The sequence below is a fragment of the Microbacterium sp. Z12_35 genome (assembly GCF_058310475.1).
Map to the genome: position 1 here is coordinate 42127 of NZ_JBZEGJ010000003.1, position 24570 is coordinate 66696.

Sequence of the window (24570 nt, forward strand, 5' to 3'; positions counted from 1 at the left end):
CGCGGGCAACCGGACTAGCCTGAGGCGCATGGACCCGCTCCTGATCGTCCTGCTCCTCGCGGCCGCGGTCTCCGCCGCGTGCTGGGTTCTCTCGCTGATCACCAAGGACACGTCCTGGGTGGACCGTATCTGGTCGATCGTGCCGATCGCCTACGTGTGGATCTTTGCGATCGCTGCCATCACGGACGGCCGGGACGCGGGCCGGCTGATCCTCATGGCCCTCCTCGTCACGGCGTGGGGGGCGCGGCTGACGTTCAACTTCGCCCGCAAGGGCGGCTACACCGGCATGGAGGACTACCGGTGGGGGGTCCTGCGGAAGCGGATGACGCCGGCGCAGTTCCAGATCTTCAACCTGCTGTTCATCGTGCTCTATCAGAACGCGCTGCTCGTCCTCATCTCCCTGCCGGCCCTCATCGCGTGGCAGCATCCCGCGCCCCTGACCGGGTGGGATGCGGCCTTGGCGGTGCTGTTCGTCGCGTTCCTCGGCGGGGAGTTCGCCGCCGATCAGCAGCAGTGGGATTTCCACCAGGCCAAGAAGCGCGCCGGCGGCACGCTCGAACCCGGCTTCGTCACGACCGGGCTGTTCCGCGTCAGCCGACACCCGAACTTCTTCTTCGAGCAGGCTCAGTGGTGGGTGTTCTACCTCATCGGGGCTGTCGCGGCCGTCACCGCGGGACTGGGCGCGTGGGGCGGCCTGCTGAACTGGACGATCGTGGGACCGGCGCTGCTGACGGTCCTGTTCATCGGCTCGACGATCTTCACCGAGTCCCTCAGCGCATCCAAGTACCCCGCATACGCCGATTACCAGCGCCGCACGTCGATGCTGATCCCGTGGCCGCCGCGGAGCTCCGCTGCGACCGCCCGCGCCTAGTCCCCTTCGAGTCGCCAGCAAACGTCGGGTTCCGTGCGAAAACGCGCCGGATTGTGGCGAGTCGACGGGGAGGGACGAGGGCTAGGGGCGAGTGGCGTAACCGGCCGGGTTGCGGCTCTGCCAGTTCCAGTAGTCGCGGCTCGCGTCGTCGATGGTCAGCCGTGTGCGCCAGCCCAGCTCCCGTGCCGCCTTCGACGGGTCGCAGTACGTCGCCGCCACATCCCCGGGACGCCGCGGCAGCATCTTCCGGGGAAGCTCCCGTCCGACGGCCTTCTCGAACGAGGCGATGAGCTCCAGCACGCTCACCGGCGATCCCGTGCCGAGGTTGTAGACCGCGTGCCCGGGCTGGGCCTTCTCCAGCGCGACGACATGCCCTTCGGCGAGGTCGACGACGTGGATGTAATCGCGCAAGCCGGTGCCGTCGGGGGTGTCGTAATCGTCGCCGAACACGCCGATCTCGTCCAGCGCCCCGATCGCCACGCGTGAGACATACGGCATGAGATTGTTCGGGATGCCGGTGGGGCCCTCCCCGATCAGACCACTCGGGTGTGCCCCCACCGGGTTGAAGTACCGCAGAACGGTCACGTTGAGGTCGGGGTTCACGCGGGCAACGTCGGCGAGAACCACCTCGTTCATGCGCTTGGACTTGCTGTAGGCATTCGAGAGGTCGACGCTCGTGGTCGACTCCTCGGTGAACGGAAGGTCCGCGGGATCGGAGTACACCGTGCCCGTGCTGGAGAACACGAAGGAGCGGATGCCGTGCCGCACGCCCACCTCGACGAGGGCGAATGTGGTGTCGAGGTTGTTCCGGTAATACTCCAGCGGGATCTGGGTCGACTCCCCCACCGCCTTGAAGGCGGCCAGGTGGATGATCGCGTCGATCGGGCCGTGTTCGGCGAACACAGCCTCCACCACGTCGCGGTCGGCAGCATCCCCCACCACCAGCGGCGCGGGCTTACCGGTGATCTGCGCGACACGATCGGCCGCGACCGCAGAGGTGCCCGACAGATCGTCGAGGAGCACCACGTCGTGTCCGGCATCCAAGAGCGCCACCGCGGTGTGCGCGCCGATATATCCGGCGCCGCCGGCCAGGAGTACTCGCATGCATCCAGCGTATCCGTCGGGGCGCCGCGTGGTCGGCGGTCAGCGGCCGTCGAGGCGCCCGCCCGACTCACGGAGGTAGTCCACCGCGCACATCGATTCGTAGGTCACGACCCCGGCCGCCGCCCCCTCGTCGATCGCCACCTGGTCGCCGTCGAAGACGAACCGGCCGTCGACCAGGCGCGCGTTGAAGATCGCCTTCCGCCCACAGCGGCAGATCGTCTTCAGCTCCTCGAGGCTGTGTGCCAGTTCGAGGAGCCGCCGCGAGCCGGGGAAGGCCTCGGTGCGGAAGTCGGTCCGGATGCCGTACGCGATCACGGGGATGTCATCGAGCACGGCGACGCGCAGGAGGTCGTCGACCTGGGTGGGCGTGAGGAACTGCGCCTCATCCACGAGCAGGCAGGCGATCGGTCGGTCGCCCGCGACGGCGGCGAACACGGCCCGCGCGTCGTCTTCCGGGGCGAGGAGGAAGTCCGCCCGCCGGGCGACCCCGAGGCGGCTCTCGATCTGCTCAGCGCCCTTGGTGTCGACGGTGGGCTTGGCCAGCAGCACCTGCAGCCCGCGCTCCTCGTAGTTGTACGCCGCCTGCAGCAGTCCGGTCGACTTCCCGGAGTTCATCGCGCCGTAGCGGAAGTACAGCTTCGCCATGCGAGGTTCAGGCCGTGAGCGCGAGAGTCCGTGCGGTCTCAGCGGTGACCGCGCCCGCGACCTCCGGCCGCGAATTGAGGGTCTCGCCGTAGGTGGGGATGAGCTCCTTCAGCCGCCCCTCCCACCCGGGCATCCGGTCGGGGAAGCACGTCTTCAGCAGTCCCAGCATGATCGAGACGGCCGTCGAGGCGCCGGGCGATGCGCCGAGGAGGCCGGCGATCGAGCCATCCTCCGCCGTGACGACCTCGGTACCGAACTGCAGGACGCCACCCTTCTTCGGGTCGCGCTTCATCACCTGCGCGCGCTGACCGGCGTTCAACAGCTCCCAGTCCTCGTCCTTCGCCGTGGGCACGAACGTGCGGAGGCTGTCGACCTTCTTCGCGTGGTTCTTCAGCAGCTCACCCACGAGGTACTGGATGAGGCTCGGGTTGTCGATGGCGACCTTGAGCATCGGCCAGAGGTTGTGAGCCCGCACCTGCGTCACGATGTCGAGGACGGAGCCGTTCTTCAGGAACTTCGGGCTGAACGTCGCGAAAGGGCCGAACAGCAGCGACGTCTCCCCATCCACCACCCGGGTGTCCAGGTGCGGCACCGACATGGGCGGCGCGCCGACGGATGCCTGCGAATACACCTTCGCCCGGTGCTGCGCGACGAGCGCGGGGTTGGAGGTCTTGAGCCACTGGCCCCCGATGGGGAACACGCCGTAGCCCTTGATCTCGGGGATGCCGGAGCGCTGCAGGAGCTTCAGCGCCCACCCGCCGGCTCCGACGAAGACGAACCGTGCGCGGATGGTGCCCGGCGTGTTGCCCACCGTCCCCCGGTAGGTGGCCAGCCACGTGCCATCCTTCTGGCGCTTGAGCTTTCGCACCTCGCAGTTGGTGACGACATCGGCGCCGGCCTCTTCCAGGTGATCGAAGAGCTGGCGCGTGAGCGCGCCGAAGTCCACATCCGTGCCCGAGGGGACGCGTGTCGCAGCGAACGGCTCGTCGGTCTTCAGGCGGTTCTTCATGAGCAGCGGTGCCCACTGGTGGATGACCCGCGAATCCTCGCTGTACTCGATGCCGGCGAACAGCGGCTCCTTCTTCAGCACCTCGTAGCGCTTGCGGAGGTAGGCGACGTCTTTCTCGCCGCGGACGAACGTCATGTGCGGGGTGGAGTTGATGAACGTGGACGGAGCATCCAGCACCCCCTCCTGCACGAGAGACGACCACAGCTCGCGACTCTGCTGGAACTGCTCGTTGATGGCCACCGCCTTGGCGGGGTCGAGTGCGCCGTTCGGGCCCTCGGGCATGTAGTTCAGCTCGCACAGGGCGGCGTGACCGGTGCCCGCGTTGTTCCACGCGTTGGAACTCTCCTGGGCGACCTGGCTCAGCCGCTCGCACACCACGATCTTCCAATCGGGCTGGAGTTCCTTCAACAGCGTCCCCAGGGTGGCGCTCATGATCCCGCCACCGATGAGCAGGACGTCGACGTTTTCGCTCACCCGACAATCTTAGGCGGGCAGACCCCGCTCTCTTGACATCGAGATATTCGACCGCTCGATATCGAGAGACTCAGGCGGTCGCACCCAGGCGCGCGACGACGATCTCCGCGATCTGCACCGCGTTCAGCGCCGCACCCTTGCGCAGGTTGTCGTTGCTGATGAAGAGGACGAGCCCCTTGCCTTCGGGAGCGGACTGGTCGGCGCGGATGCGGCCGACATAGCTGGGGTCGTGGCCGGCGGCCTGGAGCGGGGTGGGCACCTCTTCGAGCGCGACGCCCGGGGCCGACGCCAGCAGTTCGCGGGCGCGGTCGGGGGTGATGTCGCGGGCGAACTCGGCGTTGATGCTGAGCGAGTGGCCCGTGAACACCGGCACGCGCACGCACGTGCCGGCGACGCGCAGGTCGGGGAGCTCGAGGATCTTGCGGCTCTCGTTGCGGAGCTTCTTCTCCTCGTCGGTCTCGTTGGTCCCGTCGTCGACGAGGTTGCCGGCGAACGGGATGACATCGAAGGCGATCGGCGCGATGTAGTTGTCCGGCTGCGGGAAGTCCAGGGCCGAGCCGTCGCGCGCGAGACGCTCCACATCGCCCTGCGCCATCACACCCTCGATCTGGCCGAGGAGCTCCTGCACGCCGGAGATCCCCGACCCGCTGACGGCCTGATACGTGCTCACGATGAGGCGCTCGAGACCTGCCTCGGCATCCAGAACCTTCAGCACCGGCATCGCCGCCATCGTCGTGCAGTTGGGATTGGCGATGATGCCTTTGCGCGCCTCGTCGATGGCGTGCGGGTTGACCTCGCTCACCACGAGCGGCACATCGGGGTCCATCCGCCATGCGCTGGAGTTGTCGATGACGGTGGCGCCGGCCTCGGCGAAGCGCGGGGCATGCTCCCGTGAACCGGTCGCGCCGGCCGAGAACAGGGCGATGTCGATCCCCTCGAGGTCGGCGGTGGCGACATCCTCGACGATCACGGCCTTCCCCTGGAAGATGACGTCCGACCCGGCCGAGCGAGCCGTGGCGAAGGCGCGCAGCTCGCGTACGGGGAATCCGCGCTCCTCGAGGATGTCGAGCATCGCCCCGCCGACCTGGCCGGTGGCGCCGACGACGGCGAGGGAGATTCCGGAATCGGAGATGCGGGTCATGGCGATACCTCGGGAGCCTCGGATGCGTCGGCTTCAGGGCCGCGCGGGTCGGGATGCCGCGGAATCGCGGTGGCCCGATTCTACCGGCGGGTGAGCCAGGCACTCCCCCGGTGGCCCCGATGTGGCGCGTCCCCGCCGGATCGTGGCAGCGCACGGTCGTCGTCCGGAGGTCCGCCCCCGTGCCGAGATCAGGTGATGCGGCGAGGACAGGCCGCTGCGCCCTGAATCGTCCTGCGTCGGCGAAAACGCCTGATCCGGATGCGGTGGGGCGTTCGGCCGCGGTCAACGCACGGGCCGGGCTCGGCGCTGGGGCGGGGCGGGGCGGGGCCGGAAGGGCCGGGGCGGCGGTGGGCCTGTCGAGGAACGGGCGGTCGCGCCCGGGGTCCGCCCCCGTGCCGAGATCAGGTGATGCGGCGAGCACAGGCGGCTGCATCCGGAATCGTCCTGCGTCCGCGAAAACGCCTGATCCGGATGCGGCGGGGCATTCGGCTGCGGTCGACCCACGGGCCGGGCTCGGCGCTGGGGGCGCGGCGGCGGGCCGGGGTCGGCGGGCGGGGGCCGGGGTCGGCGGCGGCGCCGGTCGAGCAGCGCGCGGTCGCGCCCGGAGGCCGCCCCGTGCCGAGATCAGGTGATGCGGCGAGGACAGGCCATTGCGCCCGGAATCGTCCTGCGTCCGCGAAAACGCCTGATCCGGATGCGGCGGACGAGCAGGCCGCGGTCGGCGCCCGGTCGGCGCGCGGTCAGCGCCGGTCGGGCCGTCAGCGCGCGGTCAGCGCCCGGAGCCGGCGTAGACGGTGGCCTCGACGTCGCCGTCCAGGCCGTAGGCGCTGTGCACGACGCGGGCCGCATCGGCGAGGTCGTCGCCGCGCAGCACGACAGAGATCCGAATCTCCGACGTCGAGATCATCTCGATGTTGACGCCCGCGACGCTCAGCGCCTCGAACAGGGTCGCGGAGACACCCGAATGCGTGCGCATGCCCGCACCGACGACGGAGAGCTTGCCGATCTGGTCGTCGTGCACGAGGCTTTCGAAGCCCACCGCGGACTGGTCGGCGGCCAGTGCCTTGAGAGCGGTCGCCGCATCCGTCTTGGGCAGGGTGAAGGAGATATCGGTGCGGCCGGTGGCCGCAGCCGAGACGTTCTGCACGATCATGTCGACGTTGGCGCCGGACTTCGCGACGATCTTGAAGATCTCCGCGGCCTTGCCCGGGACGTCGGGCACGCCGATGACCGTGATCTTCGCCTGGCTGAGGTCGGTGGCGACACCGGCGACGATGGGCTCTTCCATGGGGGCTCCCTCGGGGATGAGGTGGGACGTGCGGGAGGGGTCGAGCACCCACGTGCCCTCACCCGAACTGAAGGTCGAACGCGCGTGGATGATCACGCCGTGGCGGCGGGCATACTCGACGGCGCGGATGTAGAGCACCTTCGCGCCGTTCGCGGCGAGCTCCAGCATCTCCTCGCTCGAGATGCGGTCGAGCTTGCGCGCACGGGGAACGACACGGGGGTCGGCGGTGAAGATGCCGTCGACGTCGCTGTAGATCTCGCAGACGTCGGCCTGGAGGGCGGCCGCCAGCGCGACTGCCGTGGTGTCGGAGCCGCCTCGACCGAGGGTCGTGATGTCGCGCGTGTCGCGGTTGAAGCCTTGGAAACCCGCCACGATGACGATGGCACCCTCGTCCAGCGCCTCGCGCAGGCGAATGGGGGTCACATCGATGATGCGTGCAGCGCCGTGCGTCGCATCCGTGATCATGCCCGCCTGACTGCCGGTGAACGAGCGGGCCTCGAAGCCCATCGAGTGGATCGCCATCGCGAGGAGCGCCATAGCGATGCGTTCACCGCTGGAGAGCAGCATGTCGAGCTCGCGTGGCGCGGGGATGGGCGCCACCTCGCCGGCGAGTTCGAGGAGCTCGTCCGTGGTGTCTCCCATGGCGCTCACGGCGACGACGACCTCGTGGCCGGCCCGGCGGGTGTCGACGATGCGCTTGGCGACGCGCTTGATGCTCTCGGCGTCGGCGACCGACGAACCGCCGTACTTCTGGACGATCAGCGCCACGTTCGTACTCCCGAAACTTGTCGCCTGGTGCAGGCGACACTGAGCGCGCGGATGCCACGCCCGACGCACCATCTTACGGACGCGGGGATGCCGCGACCGACATACGCCCGCGGTTGGGCGAGGGCATCGGGCCAGGGACGCACGGAGGGATGGTCAGCGCTCGCTTACCGTCGTGGCGGGATGCTACGGGCCGCCGCACGGGTTCGTCGCCTTCGCCCCGGGTTCGCTCCAGGTGCCCCCACCCCGGTCGACTCGCCACAAAACGCGGGAGTCTGGCCGAAACCCGGACATTTTATGGCGAGTCGACCCGGGTTAGAGGGTGCGTCGACCCTCGAACGCGCGGCCCAGGGTCACTTCATCCGCGTACTCCAGGTCGCCGCCGACCGGCAGCCCCGACGCGAGGCGCGTGACGCGGATCTCCAGCGTGTGCAGCAGACGGCTGAGGTAGGTCGCCGTCGCCTCGCCCTCGAGGTTGGGGTTGGTGGCCAGGATGACTTCCTGCACCGTGCTGTCGGCGAGGCGCTGCATGAGCTGCGTGATCCGCAGGTCGTCGGGACCGACGCCCGCGATCGGGCTGATCGCGCCACCGAGCACGTGGTAGAGGCCCCGGAATTCCCGCGTGCGCTCGATCGCCGCGACGTCCTTGGCGTCCTCGACGACGCAGATCAGTGAGGCGTTGCGACGCGGATCACGGCAGATGGAGCACCGATCCTGCTCCGACACGTTGCCGCAGATCTCGCAGAACCGCACTTTCTCGCGAACTTCGGCGAGCAGCTGGGCCAGATGCGACACATCGAAGGAGGGCGACTGCAGGATGTGGAACGTGATGCGCTGCGCCGACTTCGGACCGATTCCGGGGAGCCGGCCGAATTCGTCGATGAGGTCTTGAACGATGCCGTCGTACATGGCTTAACTGAACCTCGTCGTCGGCGACTGGTGGGGCTCCTCGCGGACGAACGTCGCGCCGAGCACCTGGCGAACCACGGCCTCGCCGTATCGCTGCACTCCGCCGCGCGGCGGCGTGATGCGTGGCGCCACCACGGGCGGCACCGGGGCATCGCGCAGTTCTTCGGGCGCGGGCAGATCATCTGCCTCGTCCTCGGGCGGAGCATCCGTCGGGTACTCATCCGGGAGCACGTCGCCCTCGCGCACGCGTGCGAGCGTGGCGATCGGTCGCGCGGCCGGCGCGGCGTCTTCGGGTTCGTCGTCGACGGCGAACTGCCCCAGAGAGCGGGCAGCCGCAGCGGGCGGCGCGGGCGCGTCGACCTCGTCGGGGGTGGACGGGATGGATGCGACGGCCCATTCGGTCACCGGCGCGGCAGAGGCGGCCGCCGGGCGGCTCTCGGGCGGCGTGGAACGCTGCTCGGGGGCCGGCGGCGCAGCATCCGGGGGCGCGGGGCGCTCACCGCCGGGACCGTCGCCGTCATGCCGGGCGATGAACTTCACCCGGATGCCGAGGACCCCGAGGATCGCCTGACGCAGGTCTTCGCTCGGACCGGTGCCCGCCCCGCGCTTCTTGAACGAGGCGAGGTCGCGCTCGCTGGCGAAGGACAGCGTGAGGACGTCGTCGTCGAGGTCGATCACCCGTGCGCCGGATGCGAGAAGCCACGACGACCGACTGAGTTCCTGCAGGCGTGCCAGCACCTCGGGCCAGGCGTCGCGCATGCGCTGGGCGGTGTACGCGCCGGCCGCCGCGGGCTGCGCGAACTCCGGCTCGGGCGGCGAAGCGGCGGGGGGCTCGGCGATGGGCGTCGGCGCCTCGATGGGGGTCGCCGGCACATCGTCGCGCCGCACCGGCGCCGGATCCGGCGAACCCTCGGCGACGCGATCCGCACTCGGGGCCGCAGCGGGCGCGGGCGGGACCGGCGCCGGCTGAGGCGCCGCGGTGGCGGGCGGAGCAGCGGCGGGCGGAGCGGATGCAGCCGCTGCCGGGGCGGGCGGAGCAGGGGCGGGCGGAGCGGACGCAGCCGGAGCGGATGCGGCCGGCGCGCCCGTGCGGGCGAGCACGCGTGCGACGAGCAGTTCGAGCTGCAGACGCGGGGAGGTCGCTCCGGTCATCTCGTCGAGCGCGGCGACGACGAGGTCGGCCGTGCGGGACAGACGGCCGGCGCCGAAGAGCGTCGCCTGTCGGCCCATCCGCTCGAGCTCCTCGGCAGGTACGCCGCGGAGAACCGCCGATGCGCCCTGACCGGTCGCGGCGATGACGATGAGATCGCGGAGCCGCTCCAGCAGGTCATCGACGAATCGCCGAGGATCCTGCCCCGTCTGGATGACACGGTCGACGGCCGCGAAGGCCCCGGCGGCATCGCCCGAACCGAAGGCGTCGACGACCTCGTCCAACAGCTCGGCGTGCGTGTAGCCGAGGAGGGCGACGGCGCGCTCGTACCGCACCGTGGCATCCTCGGAACCGGCGATGAGCTGGTCGAGGAGCGACAGCGTGTCGCGCGGCGAGCCGCCCCCGGCGCGGACGACCAGGGGCAGCACCCCGGGCTCGACGGCCACACCCTCGGTTTCGCACAGCTCTTGGACGTACTCGAGCATCGCCGCCGGCGGCACCAGGCGGAACGGGTAGTGGTGCGTGCGCGAGCGGATGGTGCCGAGCACCTTCTCCGGCTCGGTGGTCGCGAAGATGAACTTCACGTGGTCGGGCGGCTCTTCGACGAGTTTGAGCAGAGCATTGAAGCCCTGCTGCGTCACCATGTGCGCCTCGTCGAGGATGAAGATCTTGAAGCGGTCTCGCGCGGGGGCGAAGATCGCGCGTTCGCGGAGGTCGCGCGCGTCGTCGACGCCGTTGTGGCTGGCCGCGTCGATCTCCACGACGTCGAGCGAGCCTCCGCCGCCGCGACCCAGCTCGACGCAGCTGTCGCAGGTGCCGCACGGGGTGTCGGTCGGACCCGCCGCGCAGTTCAGGCAGCGGGCGAGGATGCGCGCCGACGTGGTCTTTCCGCATCCACGAGGACCGGAGAACAGGTACGCGTGGCCGACGCGGTCGCTGCGCAGGGCCGTCATCAGCGGTTCAGTGACCTGCGACTGCCCGATCATCTCGCCGAACGCCTCGGGGCGGTAGCGGCGGTACAGGGCGGTCGTCACGCCACAAGCCTACGGTGTGCCGCCGACACTCGCGCTGAGCGAGCGCCCACCCTGAGGGCCCACCCGCCCATCCCGGGGGTGGGTCAGCTCTCGACGCGGACGGAGTCATCCGCGTCGGCGCCGTCGTTGACGGTGGGGATCGTCGCCGACACCGTCGGGAACGACACCGACAGCAGCGTTCCGTCCTCGCGGCGAGCGTCGGCGAACTGACGGAGCGAGGGCTTTCCCGGCCGGACGGGACCCTGGCCGAGCAGCGGAACCTCGACACGGTCGCCCCCGTGCACGGTGTACCCGACGCCGCGCACCGAAAACTGGACGGGGTCACCCTCCCCCGCCTCGACCGTCAGGAGGTTGCGCGTGAGAGCGATGTCGAGCCGAGTGCCATGCCAGTGCAGCACGTACGACAGCGACGGCCACTCCGCCGGCAGGCGGGGGTCGAAGGTCAGCTCGCCGAAGTGGTCGCGCATCCCGCCGAATCCGGACACGAGCGCGGTCCACACCCCGCCGGCCGAGGCGACGTGCACACCGTCGGCGGCGTTGTGGTGCAGGTCGCCGAGGTCGACGAACAGCGCATCACGGAAGTACTCCAGCGCGAGGTTCTGGTACCCGACCTCCGCGGCGAGGATCGACTGCACCACGGCCGACAGCGTCGAGTCGCCCGTGGTCAGCGGGTCGTAGTACTCGAAGTCGGCGAGTTTCTCGTCAGCGGTGAAGTGATTGCCCTGGAGGAACAGCGCCAGCACGACGTCGGCCTGCTTGAGCACCTGGTACCGGTAGATGACGAGCGGGTGGAAGTTCAGGAGCAGGGGCCGCTGGTCGGCCGGGGTGTGTTCGAGGTCCCAGATCTCCTTCTCCAGGAACACCGCATCCTGGGGGTGGATGCCGAGAGCTTCGCTGTAGGGGATGTGCATGGCCTCGGCGGCCCGCTCCCACATCTCCGGCTCCGACGGATCGAGGTTCATCCGGGCGACCATCCGCAGGTACGCGTCGTGGTCGGCCTCCTCCATGTCGCGCACCGTGCGCGCGGCGAAGCGGAGGTTGAACCGCGCCATGACGTTCGTGAAGAGGTTGTCGTTGACGACGGTCGTGTATTCGTCGGGGCCGGTGACGCCGTGGATGTGGAACGACTCCCCCTCCCCGTCGATGACACCGTCGTTGGAGCGCCAGAACCCCAGCGTCGCCCACAGCCGCGCCGTGTCCACGGCGATGTCCACGCCCTCCGAGTCGAGGAAGTCCACATCACCCGTGGCGCGGACGTACTTGGCGACGGCATAGCTGACGTCGGCGTTGATGTGGTACTGCGCGGTGCCGGCGGCGTAATAGGCCGATGCCTCCTCGCCGTTGATCGTGCGCCACGGGAAGAGCGCCCCGGCCTCGTTCAACTGGTGCGCACGCTTGCGTGCCGCCGGAAGCATCAGGTACCGCATCCGCAGCGCGTTGCGCGCCCACAGCGGGGTCGTGTACGCCAGGAACGGCAGCACGTAGATCTCGGTGTCCCAGAAGTAGTGGCCCGAGTACCCCGACCCCGTTACGCCCTTGGCCGGCACGCCCTGCCCGTCGGCACGGGCGGAGGCCTGCGCGAGCTGGAACAGGCACCACCGCGTTGCCTGCTGCAGGTCGGGGTGACCCTCGATCCGCACATCGGAGCGCTCCCAGAACCCGTCGAGCCACGCCCGCTGACGAACGAACAGCTCGTCGACGCCGAGCGTCTCCGCGCGATCCAGACCCCGGCGGCAGCGGTCGATGAGCTCACCGGTGGGCACACCGCGCGACGTGTGATAGCTCACGAGCTTGGTCAGCGTCATCGAAACCCCCGCGCGGGCCTCGACACGGAAGACGTTCTTGGCGATATCGGGTTCGATGAGGCGCCGGGCCGTGTAGTCGTTGTCGGTCTCAAGGAGATGGTCGGCGATGACGGCCAACGTCATCCCCGACTCGGCGACGCGGTACGTCAGTGCGGAACGGTCACCGTCCTGCCAGTACTCCTGCGGCTGCAGCACCCGCTCCTGCAGCTTCTCGGTCTTGCGCGGGTCGAAGCCGCCCTTCTTGCCCGGCATCGAGGAGCCGCCGTAGATGCCTTCGCCGTCCTGCCGGTTGATCAGCTGCGAGCTGATCGTCACCGCGGCGTCCGAGTCGAGGACGGTCACGGTCAGCCGCATCACGGCGAGGTGCTTCTCCTCGAACGACACCAGCCGCTCGTCCTCGATCTCGACATGCTTGCCCGACGGGGTGACCCACAGGAGGCGGCGACGCAGCACACCGTCACGCATGTCCAGAACACGCTCGTAGTGGCGGACGTCGGCGACGTCGAACGACAGCGGCTCATCATCGACGTACACGCGCATGACCTTCGCGTCGGGCGCGTTGATGATCGTCTGCCCCACCTCGGCGAAGCCGTACGCCTGCTCCGCGTGACGGATGGGGAAGACCTCGTGGAACCCGTTGATGAAGGTGCCCTGTTCCTGCGCGAAGCGGCCCTCGGGGTAGTTGCCCCGCAAGCCGAGGTAGCCGTTGCCGACCGCGAACAGCGTCTCAGTGACACCGGCGTCGTCGAGGGAACCCTCGGTCTCGATGAGGCGCCACTCGTCGACGGGGAACCGACCGCGATCGATCATGTGCTGCCTTCCACTGCCGGAGATTCGGGATGTCTCGGAAGGTCAGTCTACGAACGCCGCGAGGTCATCGACGACGACGGTGGCCCCGGCTTCGGAAAGATCCTCGCCGCCGGCGCCGCGATTGACCCCGACGACGACCGCGAAGCCCCCCGCGGCGGCCGACTGGACGCCGCTGAGCGCGTCTTCGACGGCGACCGAACGCGCGGGATCGACACCCAGCATCCGGGCGGCTTCGACGAAGACGTCCGGCGCGGGCTTGGATGCGAGATGGTCGCGCTCGGCGATGACACCGTCCATGACGACCGGGAAGAGATCGCGGATTCCCGCCGCGGCGAGCACTTCCTCGGCATTCTTCGAGCTCGACACCACGGCGATGGGCACGCCGGCAGCCCGGAGCTTGTCGACGAGCCGAACCGACCCGGGGTAGGGCGCGATCCCCTCCGACCGCAGCACCGCCGCGAACACGTCGTTCTTGCGATTGCCGATGCCGCAGACCGTGTCGGCCGTCGACGGGTCCGACGGGTCGCCCCACGGCACCTCGACGTCGCGACTGCGCAGAAGGCTCGCGACGCCGTCGTACCGCTTCTTGCCGTCGAGGTACTCGTAGTAGTCGCGCTCGGTGTATGGCGGCTGGATGTTCCACTGCGCGAACAGCTGCTCGAACATCGTTCGCCAGGCGTGCATGTGCACCTCGGCGGTGGGGGTCAGCACGCCGTCGAGGTCGAACAGGACGGCGTCGTAGGTGGTCAGGTCGGGCAGCGGCGTGGAGGTTCCGGCGGGCACGGGTCCAGCGTAGTTGCGCCGCGCCGGGCAGCGTCGCGGGGTTGCGGGCTAATCGGGCAGTGAGACTCCATCTCCGCCACGAGACCGCCGCCGAGGGACGCTGTTTCGTGGCGGAGGTGCAGTTTCGCGGTCCGGGGGTGGGTCAGGACACCGCGACGCGGAGCGTCTGACGCGCGATCTCGAGCTCCTCGTTCGTGGGGACGACGAGGACGGTCACCGCGGAGGCATCGGTCGAGATGATGCGGACGCCGCGATCGGGGGCGGCATTGCGCTCGGCGTCGATCTCGATGCCGGCGAACCCGAGCGTGGCGAGGGACGCCGCCCGCACGGCGGGATCCTTCTCGCCGACGCCGGCGGTGAAGGAGATGACATCCACACCGCCCAGCTGGGCCAGATACGCCCCGGCATAGGCGCGGAGTCTGTGGATATACACATCCCACGCGAGGGTGGCCCTGGCGTCGCCGCGCTCGATGCCGGCATGGATGTCGCGCATGTCGCTCACTCCGGCGAGGCCCAGGAGCCCCGACCTCTTGTTGAGAAGAGTGTCGAGGTCGTCGATGGACATCCCCGCGCGCCGCCCGAGCTGCAACAGGACGGCCGGGTCGAGGTCACCCGAACGGGTGCCCATGACCAGCCCCTCCAACGGTGTGAGGCCCATCGACGTGTCGACCGAGCGTCCTCCGTCGATCGCGGTGACGGATGCGCCGTTGCCCAGGTGGAAGACGATCTGCTTGAGATCTCCCAGCGGCCTGCCGAGGAAGCCGGCGGCCACCTCGCTGACGAACTTGTGACTCGTCCCGTGGAACCCGTACCGGCGGATGCGGTGAGCCTCGGCGAGCGCCGCATCGATCGCGTAGGTGTACGCCGGCGCCGGGAGGGTCTGATGGAAGGCTGTGTCGAAGACGGCGACGTGCGGCACATCGGGGAAGGTCTTGCGGGCAGCGACGATCCCGGCGAGGTTCGCCGGGTTGTGCAGCGGCGCGAGGACGGAGAGCTCGTCGATGTTGATCTCGACCAGCGAAGTGATGAGCGTCGGCTCGTAGAAGCGCGCCCCGCCGTGCACGACACGGTGCCCGACGGCGACGAGCGGATGCTCCGTCAGCGACGGCCCGTGCTGCGCCAGCGCGTCCAGCATCGCCTGGAAGCCCGCGGTGTGGTCGGGTATCGCGCGCTCGATCCGGTACGTCGCATCCGTCACGGTGAGCGCGGGCCCGCTGCCCCCACCGCCGGTGAGTGCCGCGGCCGTGACGGTGTGGCTGGCGACGCCGGATGCTTCGCCGATGCGCTCGACGAGCCCCATCGCCAGGACGTGCTCCGATTCGGGGTCGAGCAGCTGGTACTTGAACGAGGATGACCCCGAGTTGATCACGAGCACCGCGGTCATGACCGGTCCTCCCCCGACCTGCGGGAATCCGGCGGGTCGAGAAGGTCGGATGCGTCGGCCTGCGCCTGGATCGCGGTGATCGCGATGGTGTTGACGATGTCATCGACGAGCGCACCGCGCGAGAGGTCGTTGATGGGTTTGTTCAGCCCCTGCAGCACGGGGCCGATCGCCACCGCGCCGGCCGAGCGTTGAACAGCCTTGTAGGTGTTGTTGCCGGTGTTGAGGTCGGGGAAGATGAACACCGTCGCGCGGCCGGCGACATCCGACCCCGGCATCTTCGCGGCGGCCACCGCCGCATCGGCCGCCGCGTCGTACTGGAGGGGTCCCTCCACGAGGAGCTGGGGCGCCCGCTCCCGGACGAGCGCGGTCGCCGCACGCACCTTCTCGACGTCGGCACCGGTGCCGGATTCGCCGGTGGAGTAGGACAGCATCGCCACCCGCGGCGGAATCCCGAACTGGTCGGCGGTCGCGGCCGAGGAGATGGCGATGTCGGCGAGCTGCTCACTCGTGGGGTCGGGGATGACCGCGCAGTCGCCGTACACGAGCACGCGATCGGCAAGGGCCATGAGGAAGACGCTGGAGACGACGGAGACGCCCGGGCGGGTCTTGATGATCTCGAACGCGGGCCGGATGGTGTGGGCGGTGGTGTGCGCGGCGCCCGACACCATCCCGTCCGCCAACCCCAGATGCACCATGAGCGTGCCGAAATACGACACATCGGTGACCGTGTCGGCGGCGCGGGCGTAGGTCATGCCCTTGTGCGCACGGAGCCTCTCGTACTCGTGCGCGAAGCGGTCGACATACGCCGCATCGAACGGGCTGACGACGTTCGCCGCCCCCAGGTCGATGCCCAGCTCGACCGCCCGGTTTCGCACCTCGGCCTCCTCGCCCAGGATCGTGAGATCGGCGATGCCGCGCGCGAGAACGGTCGCCGCCGCACGCAGGACCCGGTCGTCGTTCCCCTCCGGCAGCACGATGTGGCGGCGATCGTGGCGCGCGCGTTCGACGAGGCCGTACTCGAACATCAGCGGCGTGACCACGCTGGGCTGGGCGACCCCGAGTGCGCGGGTGAGCTCGGCCGTGTCGACGTACTGCTCGAACATCGCCAGCGCGGTGTCGTAGCGGCGCTGCGAGTCGGCGGCGAGGCGCCCTCGTGTGTTCATGACCCGCACCGCGGTGTCGTAGGTGCCGAGGTCGGTGGCAACGATCGGCAGCGATGACCCCAGCCCGTCGATGAGTCGATCGATCGCCTCGGGAAGCGGGAACGGGCCGTTGAGCACGATGCCGGCCAGCGACGGGAACGTCCCCGAGGAGTTGGCGAGCAGGGTCGCCAGAAGGACCTCTGTCCGGTCCGCGGGGATCACCACGATCGCCGACTCGGTGAGCCGGGGCAGGACGTTCACCATCGACATCCCGGCGACGACCACCCCGAGCACCTCGCGCGTGAGAAGGGCAGGGTCGCCCTTGACGAGCTCTCCCCCCACCGACCGCATCACCCCCCGCACCGAGGGTGCGACGAGGAAGCGGTCTTCGGGCAGCGCCCACACCGGAATGTTCCCGCCGGGGACCGTGCGGGCGCTCTCCGTGTCGACGACGCCGTGCACCACGGCGACGACCTCGTCCAGTTGTGAGGGGTCGGCGCGGTTGACGACCACGGCGAAGAGTTCGGCGCGCTCGTGAGCGAGCTCGACGAGGGCAAGGGAAGCCGCCTGTCCCACTTCCTCGGCGCTGCGGGCGGTGCTGGTGCCGAGCTGCTCCCCCTGTCCCTGTCCCGCGCGGCCACCGACGACGAGAAGGACCGGTGCGCCGAGGTTCGCGGCGATGCGCGCGTTGTAGCCGAGCTCGGCGGGGCTGGACACATCGGTGAAATCGCTGCCGATCACCACCACGGCGTCGCACTGCGCCTCGACCGCCTTGTACCGCTCGACGATGCGTCCGAGCGCCGCATCCGGGTCGGCGCGCACGTCGTCGTACCCGACACCCACGCACTCGTCGTAGTCCAGGTCGACGCCGTCATGGTCGAGCAGCATCTCGAGCACGTAGTCGCGCTCAGCGGTGGAGCGGGCGATGGGCCGGAACACCCCCACACGGGGCGTGGCGTGGCTGAGCGCGTCGAGCACTCCGAGCGCCACGGTGGACTTTCCGGAGTGGCCTTCTGCGGAGGTGATGTAGATGCTCTGCGCCACGGCTCCACCCTAGGACGGTCGGGCCTGTTCTTCGCGGGGTTGCACCACCGTCGAGACATCCCCCACGGCGCCACCGGGGCAAAGAAAGACTCTCCGCGCACCCAGCAGAGCCTGGTTACCCTTGCTACGTTTCCGTCCTGGGGGAGTTGGCCTGGATGCCGCCACGCGGAGAGCCACCTCCACTCTAACCGGCCGAGCGGTGACACGTCGACTTCGACGGGTCACCGCAAGCGGCAGGCTTTTCCCAGCCCCAGGCCCGGAAACCGGGGTTACGATCGGGTAACGACGGGCGATGGTGCCCCTCCCCCCGACCCGAGGGAACCATGAACGACACCGTGACCGCCCCCTCTCTGCAGCCGCTGACTCCCGAGGACTTCGGACAGGTCACCGGCAGCATCCTGGCCTCGGTCTCGCGCGTCATCGACGGGAAACCGGATGCGGTGCGCTCGGCTCTCGTCACCCTTCTCGCCGAGGGACACCTCCTCATCGAAGACGTCCCCGGTGTGGGCAAGACCATGCTCGCCCGCGCCCTGGCCGCCTCGATCGACGCGAGCGTCCGCCGCATCCAGTTCACCCCCGACCTTCTCCCCGGAGACGTCACCGGTGTGTCGGTGTTCAACCCGGTCGACCGCGAATTCGAGTTCAAGCCGGGGGCGATCTTCGCCAACGTGGTCATCGCCGACGAGATCAACCGGTCCTCCCCCAAGACGCAGTCGGCACTGCTGGAGGCCATGGAGGAGAAGCAGGTCACGGTCGACGGACGGACCCACCTCCTCCCCGACCCGTTCCTGGTGGTCGCCACGCAGAACCCGCTCGAGATGGAGGGCACCTACGCGCTTCCCGAGGCGCAACGCGACCGGTTCATGATGCGCATTTCGATGGGGTACCCGGATGCCCGCAGCGAAGCCCTCATGCTGCGCCAGCGCGACACCGTCAATCCACTCGAAGCCATCCGGCCGGTGGTCACCGCCGCGCGCGTCACGGAGCTGATCGCGTGGGCCCGCGCGGTCCACGTGTCACCGGCCGTCGAGGACTACGCCGTCGCCCTGGCCCATGCGACCCGTTCGCACCCGGATCTGCGGCTGGGCGCAAGCCCCCGCGCGACCTTGCAGCTGGTGCGCGCGGCGAAGGTCTGGGCAGCGCTGGACGGCCGCGCCTTCGTCATCCCCGATGACGTGACGGCGCTGCTCGGCCCGGTCTTCGCCCACCGCCTGATTCCCAGCCGCGCCGCCGCCGGCGGTCGCCCGTCGGTGGAGGTCATCTCCGCCGCGCTCGACCGGATCGCCGCGTCGGTGCGGGTCCCTCTCGCGGCGCGCGTGTGACACGAACATGAAACGCCTGTGGCCGCTGACCGCCCGGGGTACCGGCGCGGTGGTCCTGGCGCTCCTGTCCTTCGTGATCGCCGCCGAGGCCGGGCTGCAAGAGCTGGTGTATTTCGGGGTGCTGCTGCTCGCGGTCGTCGCCGGGAGCGTCGTGTCGCTCTTCGCCGCACGGCGCACCCAGGCGGTGGCACGCTCCCTCGTGCCCGATGTCGCCTCCGTCGGGCGGGCGACGGCCGTCCGCGTGCGGGTGGGCATGCGGTCGGCACTCCCCACGGCGCCGGGGACGTGGGCAGACACGCTGCCCTCGGGTCTGGCCGGGCGTGCCCGCGGCATCTTCCCGGCGATGGGATCGGGGTTGCGCGGCGGCGATGGCACGATCGAACTGCGGTACACCGTCGAGGGCCGCACCCGAGGCATCCACACGCTCGGTCCGCTGATCGTCACGGCCACCGACCCGTTCGGATTGGCCCGGCGTCGGTTCTCCCTCGGGGGGCGCACACGCGTGACGGTGGCCCCCGCGATCGTCGAGCTGTCCCTGCTGCCGACGGCTCCGGGAGAATCCGGCGGGATGCTGCAGACGGCGACCGCGCAGCTCGGGCAGGGCGCAGACAACCTCGTGGCGCGTCCGTACGCGTCGGGTGACTCGATGCGGCGCATCCATTGGCGGGCCACCGCCCACCGCGACACCCTCATGGTCCGGCAGGAGGAACAGGAAGCGAGCCCGGAAGCCACCGTCGTGCTCGATCGGGGCGCGCTGCGGTGGGGTACCGAGGCCCTGCTCGCGCCGGGGAAGGACCCCGCCTTCGAGACCGGCGTCTCCGCGGCGGTGTCGGCGGTCATGCAGCTCGTCCGCGAGGGGTACACCGTCACCATCCTCGACTCCGACGGCTCGCCCCTGTCCGATCCGCTGGCCGGGGGCGAGGTGTTCGACGTCGAGGCCCTCGCCGCGCAGCTGGCCACGCTCACCACCCGGAAGGGAGACGACCTCGGTGGCGTGTCGGGGCTGTTCGCCGGCATCCTCACCGGCCCCGTCGTCGTCGTGACCGGCCGCCTCTCCCCCGCCGACGCTGAGACGTTGGCGCCCCTGGCTCATCATTCCTCCCTCCCGGTGCTGCTCGCCGTCGGTGCGGCGGCCGACGCCGTCGATCGCCTCCGCGGGTTCGGATGGTCGGCGGGCTCCATCGCGCCGGATGCCGACCTTCCGCGGGCGTGGGAGACCACCATCGCGCGGGGAGGCGCCCGTGTCCACTGACCCGTGGGGCCGCGCGCTCCCCGGGCGCCGGCGCACCGACATCCTGCTCGCCGCCGGGGTGCTGACGGCTCTCGTGGGCGCCAGTACCCCGTTGCTGCGCGTCATCGACCGCGGGCCGTGGGTGCTCGGGGCCTTCGTGCTGGCCGCAGCGGTCCTCGCCACCGGAGTCGTCGCGCGGTGGTTCCGGCTCCCCGGTGTCGCCGTGGCAGCCTTGGAAGCCGCCGTCTGGGTACTCGCCCTCACCGCCATGTTCGGCCGGTCGACCGCGTTCGTGTGGGTCATCCCCACGCCGGACTCCTTCGCGATGGTGCCTGTGCTGGTATCCGCAGGAATCGACGAGATCGTGCTGGGCGCAGCGCCTCTGGAAGCCGGTACCGCCCTCGCCTTCATCCTGATCGCCGCCATCGGGCTCGTCGCCCTGGCGATCGACCATGTCGTACTCACCGCACGGATGCCCCTGCTGGCCGGCGTCGGTCTGGTCGCGATCTCCCTGATCCCCTCGATCGCCGTCCCGGACGAGATCGACATCGTCGGGTTCGTGATCCTGTCGGCCAGCATCCTCTTCCTCCTGCGGGTCGACACGCGCGCACGGCAGCGCCGACCCGAGGCTCCCCCGCGCGACCCTGGCCCGGACTTCTCCGGCGAACGCCCCCCGCGCGCCAGCGGCGCCACAGCCACGGCGACGGCGATCGGTGCGATCGCCGTCGTGGTGGCGCTCGTGGCGAGCCCCCTGCTTCCCTCGCCCGTCGCGCGGGCCGGAGGCAGCGGCATCGGTACGGGGGCCACGATCGACCCCACCCTCGAGCTCGGTGATGATCTTCGACAGCCACGCGATACCGAGGTGCTGTCGGTCCGGTCGACCGCCCCGAGCCCGCCCTACCTGCGGGCGGTCACGCTCTCCGAGTTCGACGGCGCGGTGTGGGAGCCCGATGCAGGGCGCACACTGCCGATCTCCGAGGAGGATGCGGCGCTCCCGGCCGTCGAGGTCGATTCCGAGGTAGCCGTATCCGAGTACCGCACGACCGTGGAGATCACCGACCTCAACTCGCCGTGGCTTCCGGTGCCGTACCCCGCCGTCTCCGTCACGGGCCTGGACGGCACCTGGGGCGCTCTCTCGCAGAACCGGACCGTCGTCTCCCGCACGGGCTCCTCCCAGGGGCAGGTTTACGAGGTCGTCACCTCGGTTCCCCGGCCCACTCTCGAGCAGATCCGCGCGCGCGGATCCGGCGGTGAGGTGCGCGAAGAGTCGCTCGCCCTCCCCGAGGGCATGCCTCCGGTGATCGAGGCGACGGCGCGCGAGGTGACCAGCGGCACCGTGAACGACTTCGACGCCCTGCAGTCGCTACAGGCATGGTTCCGCGGGTCGGGCTTCGCGTACTCGCTCGAGGCTCCGGTGGAGGATGGGTTCGACGGCTCGGGGGCCGCTGCCGTCGCGGAGTTCCTCGTCGCGCGGGAGGGGTACTGCGTCCACTTCGCGTCCGCCTTCGCGCTGATGGCGCGCACCCTGGGGATGCCGTCACGGATCGTCGTCGGGTACCTCCCGGGCGTGAACACGAGTGCGGCAACGCAGGGGCAGACGATCTACACCGTCTCCAGCAGCCAACTGCACGCCTGGCCGGAGGTGCATTTCGAGGGGATCGGCTGGGTGCCGTTCGAGCCGACCAACAGTCTCGGAGTGCCGACGAGCTTCACGTCCGCCCTCACCCCTGGCGGCGCGACGCCCGCGGACCGAGCGCCGCAGGAGGCCGCACAGCCGACGACGGGTCCGTCGGCGACATCCGCACCCGGCACGCGCCTCGACGAGGACCTGGAGGCCGGCGCCGGGAGTCTCGGGGGGAACGACGGCGGCAGCGCGTGGCCCGGAATCGGGACGGCGTTGCTTGTTCTGGCCGTGCTCGCGCTCCCGGGCGTGCTCCGGGAGATCCGCCGTCGCCGCCTCCTGGCCGCTGCCCGCTCAGGCCAGGCCGGGGCGACATGGCTCGCCGTCCAAGAGTCGGCGATAGACCTCGCCATCCCCGTGCCCGGTGCGGAGTCTCCGCGTGCGTTCGGTGCGCGCCTGGTGGCGGACCACCGCGCCCCGGCCCCGGCGATCGACGTGCTCGTCGCGGCGATCGAACGGGCCAGTTATGCCGGACCTTCCTCGAGACCGGGATCCGGGGACGATCTGAGCGCCGCGCTGACCTCCGTCCGGCGGGCGCTGGCCGGAGGTGTCGCCCCGTGGCGCCGCATCCTTGCCGCCGTCGTGCCGCGATCTCTCGTCATCCGCCCCGGCTCTGCGTATGCGCATCCGCCGGAGCCCGCGACGGCCCGGTGAACCCGCGGTGCGGGCCGCGTCGCGGTTGCAGGTAGGATGGTCGGCGGCCCTCCGGGGCCGAGGAGGATTCGCCTAGTGGCCTATGGCGCACGCTTGGAAAGCGTGTTGGGTGCAAGCCCTCGGGGGTTCGAATCCCCCATCCTCCGCCACACGGAATAAGCCGCCGACCTGGACTTTTCGTCCCGCATCGGCGGCTCTTCCCATTCCGGGCTGCGCTCGGTCACTTCTGCATGTGGATCTGCTGGCCTTTGATCAGCGGGTAGTCCGCCAGCCCGCTCCCGTCCAGGTCTTCCTTGTGCATGTCGACGCCGGTCACCTGGCTGTTCTCGTAGGTCGTGTAGTAGTAGATCCCCTTGTCGGTATTGCAGCAGGAGGAGTAGATCGTGATCTCGAATTTGCCCGGCGAGACCTCCACGCATCCGCGCTGCTGCGCGACGGAACCCAGGATCTGGAAGAACTGGCTGATCGATTCCGACTCGGAGTCGCCCGAGACGGAGTTCATCTTCGTGAAGGCGGCCTTGACGAAACGGGACGCGGACGACAGATCGCCCGGAAGGCCGATCGCACCCATTCCGCGGCTGTAGACGTCGAACTCGAGGTCGTCGGAGAAGTTGTTCTCCGGGGGGTTCTTCGACAGATGCATGAAGTTGTTCAGGTTCCAGGACTGGATGTCGAAGGTGGGGTTGTTGGTGAGGACTCCGATCGGGTTGTCGTACACCTTGAGCCCCTCCTTCACGCTCTCCACCGTGAGGGACTGATCCCGGTCGGAGATGATCCAGTGCAGCGGCGACAGGGGGAAGGTCTCGCTGAAGTTGATCTCCACGAGGTTCAGCTCCGCCAGCGCCGTCCTCACTTCATCCACGGTCTCGAACTGCCCGAGAACCCAGGGGATGAACTCGAAGGGTGTGACGTTCGTCTTGCCTTCCGCCTCGGGTTTGTAGTCGGCGTTCCCGGGGAAGTTGAGCCCCGCCATGCTGAGGCCCTTCTCGTTGGTCGCGTCGTAGTACAGCGGATAGCCGTCCGCGATGGTCGCGATCCCGATGATGGCGTGGTGTGTCGCAAGCGACGGCGCCTTTCGGAACTCGAAAGGGAAATTCCGAGGCGTGACGGTGACCGTCTCGTTGTAAGAGAACTCCAGGTCGAGATTGCGACCGAAGTAATGATCGCGCGTGGTGTAGTTCGCTCCTGTGCACATGTGACTGCCTCCGATGCGGCGTTGTCCGTCTGGGGAACGGGAGGCCGACGCTATGCCGATGAGCGGCCGCTGGCTACCCCGGTGACAAACACACGGAAGCCGCTCAGCGCCGGCGCGATGCGGGTTGCAGCTCGTGGGTGCCGTAGCTGTTGTCGTCGGGATTAATCGTGACCCCGGGCGCGACGAGCTCGTCGATACGGTCGAGGACCTCGGTCGGCAGTCGCCTGTCCGCGGCGGGCAGGTACGACTCCAGCTGCTCTCTCGTCCGCGGTCCGACGATGGCGGCAGTGACCCCCGGGTGGTTGATCGCGAAGGCGATCGCCAGCTCGATCAGCGTCATGTCGTTGCGCTCGGCCAGCTGGGCGAGCTCTTCGACGATATCGAGCTTGCGCTGATTCGCCGGGCTGCTCATGTCGAACCGGGCGCCGGGCCGCGCCGACGATGTCGGCGAGCCCGGGGCGCTCTTCCGCCACTTCCCCGACAGCCAACCGCCCGACAGCGGACTGTACGTGAGCGTGCCCATCCCGTACCGCTGGGTGGTGGGGAGGATGTCCTCTTCGATGCCACGGACGAGGATCGAGTACGGCGGCTGCTCGGTGACGAAACGTTCGAGGTTGCGTTCCCGCGACGCCCATTGGGCTTCGACGATCTGGGCGCCGGAGAACGACGACGAGCCGATGTAGCGGATCTTGCCCTGATGGACCAGGTCGCTGAGCGCACCGAGCGTCTCCTCGATGTCGACCGTCGGGTCGGGGCGGTGCACCTGGTAGAGGTCGATCCAATCGGTGCCGAGGCGACGGAGGGAATCCTCGACCTCCCGGATGATCCACCGCCGAGACCCGCCGCGGTGATTCGGCTCGTCCCCCATCGGCATGAAGAACTTCGTGGCGAGGACGACGTCGTCGCGACGGCCCCGCAGCGCCTTACCGGTGATCTCCTCGGAGACGCCGGCGGAGTACACGTCGGCGGTGTCGACGAACGTGATGCCGGCGTCCAGGGCACGGTGGATGATGCGGATGCAGTCGGCCTCATCGTCGTTCCCCCAGGGGCCGAACATCATCGTGCCCAGACACAGGGGGCTGACCTGCACGCCGGTGCGTCCGAGCGGGCGATAGTCCATCACGTGGTC

General features: G+C 69.6%; 17 protein-coding genes, 1 tRNA gene and 1 other RNA gene. 5 read left to right on the forward strand and 14 right to left on the reverse strand.

The annotated features are described in order from the left end of the window. Window positions 1-28: 28 nt before the first annotated feature. Window positions 29-871: a DUF1295 domain-containing protein gene (locus tag AC4FS1_RS16605; protein ID WP_491156827.1), complete on the forward strand. Its 843-nt coding sequence runs from the start codon at window positions 29-31 to the stop codon at window positions 869-871. A gap of 81 nt (window positions 872-952) precedes the next feature. Here AC4FS1_RS16605 and galE read toward each other — a convergent pair whose 3' ends face one another. The 12 genes from galE to ffs form a co-directional block, all read right to left on the reverse strand. Beyond that, window positions 953-1975: a UDP-glucose 4-epimerase GalE gene (gene galE / locus AC4FS1_RS16610; RefSeq protein ID WP_491156828.1), complete on the reverse strand. Its 1023-nt coding sequence runs from the start codon at window positions 1973-1975 to the stop codon at window positions 953-955. A 39-nt stretch (window positions 1976-2014) separates the two neighbouring features. Beyond that, window positions 2015-2620, reverse strand: coding sequence for a thymidine kinase (locus AC4FS1_RS16615; RefSeq protein WP_491156829.1), 606 nt, complete (start codon window positions 2618-2620; stop codon window positions 2015-2017). A 7-nt stretch (window positions 2621-2627) separates the two neighbouring features. Beyond that, entirely contained in the window at window positions 2628-4103 is a 1476-nt protein-coding gene (locus AC4FS1_RS16620; protein ID WP_491156830.1) for a malate:quinone oxidoreductase, read from the reverse strand. Between the two features lie 70 nt (window positions 4104-4173). Next, window positions 4174-5244 (reverse strand): aspartate-semialdehyde dehydrogenase, encoded by a 1071-nt coding sequence (locus tag AC4FS1_RS16625; protein ID WP_491156831.1) that lies wholly within the window; start codon window positions 5242-5244, stop codon window positions 4174-4176. A gap of 769 nt (window positions 5245-6013) precedes the next feature. Then, window positions 6014-7300, reverse strand: coding sequence for an aspartate kinase (locus AC4FS1_RS16630; RefSeq protein ID WP_491156833.1), 1287 nt, complete (start codon window positions 7298-7300; stop codon window positions 6014-6016). 312 nt (window positions 7301-7612) lie between these two features. Further along, entirely contained in the window at window positions 7613-8206 is a 594-nt protein-coding gene (recR, locus tag AC4FS1_RS16635; protein ID WP_491156835.1) for a recombination mediator RecR, read from the reverse strand. Between the two features lie 3 nt (window positions 8207-8209). Further along, the gene (locus AC4FS1_RS16640; RefSeq protein ID WP_491156836.1) at window positions 8210-10390 is read right to left on the reverse strand and encodes a DNA polymerase III subunit gamma and tau; all 2181 of its coding nucleotides are present in this window, start codon (window positions 10388-10390) and stop codon (window positions 8210-8212) included. Window positions 10391-10473: 83 nt separating this feature from the next. Next, window positions 10474-13005: a glycoside hydrolase family 65 protein gene (locus AC4FS1_RS16645; RefSeq protein WP_491156838.1), complete on the reverse strand. Its 2532-nt coding sequence runs from the start codon at window positions 13003-13005 to the stop codon at window positions 10474-10476. A gap of 42 nt (window positions 13006-13047) precedes the next feature. Next, window positions 13048-13788: an HAD family hydrolase gene (locus AC4FS1_RS16650; protein WP_491156840.1), complete on the reverse strand. Its 741-nt coding sequence runs from the start codon at window positions 13786-13788 to the stop codon at window positions 13048-13050. 142 nt (window positions 13789-13930) lie between these two features. Further along, a complete protein-coding gene (locus tag AC4FS1_RS16655) occupies window positions 13931-15172 on the reverse strand; it encodes an acetate/propionate family kinase (RefSeq protein ID WP_491156841.1) in 1242 nt (413 codons plus the stop codon). After that, window positions 15169-17358, reverse strand: a complete 2190-nt coding sequence (pta, locus tag AC4FS1_RS16660) for a phosphate acetyltransferase (RefSeq protein WP_491156842.1) — start codon at window positions 17356-17358, stop codon at window positions 15169-15171. Before pta ends, AC4FS1_RS16655 begins: the two co-directional genes overlap by 4 nt. An 81-nt stretch (window positions 17359-17439) precedes the next feature. Further along, window positions 17440-17536: signal recognition particle sRNA small type (gene ffs, locus AC4FS1_RS16665), an RNA gene on the reverse strand. Between the two features lie 145 nt (window positions 17537-17681). Here ffs and AC4FS1_RS16670 point away from each other — a divergent pair. The 4 genes from AC4FS1_RS16670 to AC4FS1_RS16685 all read left to right on the forward strand — a co-directional run bounded on the left by AC4FS1_RS16670 (window position 17682) and on the right by AC4FS1_RS16685 (window position 22395). After that, on the forward strand, window positions 17682-18680 hold the full coding sequence (locus AC4FS1_RS16670) for an AAA family ATPase (protein ID WP_491156844.1): 999 nt from the start codon (window positions 17682-17684) through the stop codon (window positions 18678-18680). A 7-nt stretch (window positions 18681-18687) separates the two neighbouring features. Further along, window positions 18688-19932, forward strand: coding sequence for a DUF58 domain-containing protein (locus AC4FS1_RS16675; RefSeq protein WP_491156846.1), 1245 nt, complete (start codon window positions 18688-18690; stop codon window positions 19930-19932). After that, a complete protein-coding gene (locus tag AC4FS1_RS16680; RefSeq protein WP_491156848.1) occupies window positions 19922-22246 on the forward strand; it encodes a transglutaminase TgpA family protein in 2325 nt (774 codons plus the stop codon). Before AC4FS1_RS16675 ends, AC4FS1_RS16680 begins: the two co-directional genes overlap by 11 nt. A gap of 61 nt (window positions 22247-22307) precedes the next feature. After that, a tRNA-Ser gene (locus AC4FS1_RS16685) sits at window positions 22308-22395 on the forward strand. A 71-nt stretch (window positions 22396-22466) separates the two neighbouring features. Here AC4FS1_RS16685 and bsh read toward each other — a convergent pair. Both bsh and AC4FS1_RS16695 read right to left on the reverse strand, forming a co-directional pair. Continuing rightward, on the reverse strand, window positions 22467-23441 hold the full coding sequence (gene bsh, locus AC4FS1_RS16690) for a choloylglycine hydrolase (protein ID WP_491156850.1): 975 nt from the start codon (window positions 23439-23441) through the stop codon (window positions 22467-22469). Between the two features lie 103 nt (window positions 23442-23544). Beyond that, complete coding sequence (locus AC4FS1_RS16695; protein ID WP_491157084.1) at window positions 23545-24561, reverse strand: aldo/keto reductase; 1017 nt, start codon at window positions 24559-24561, stop codon at window positions 23545-23547. Window positions 24562-24570 lie beyond the last annotated feature (9 nt).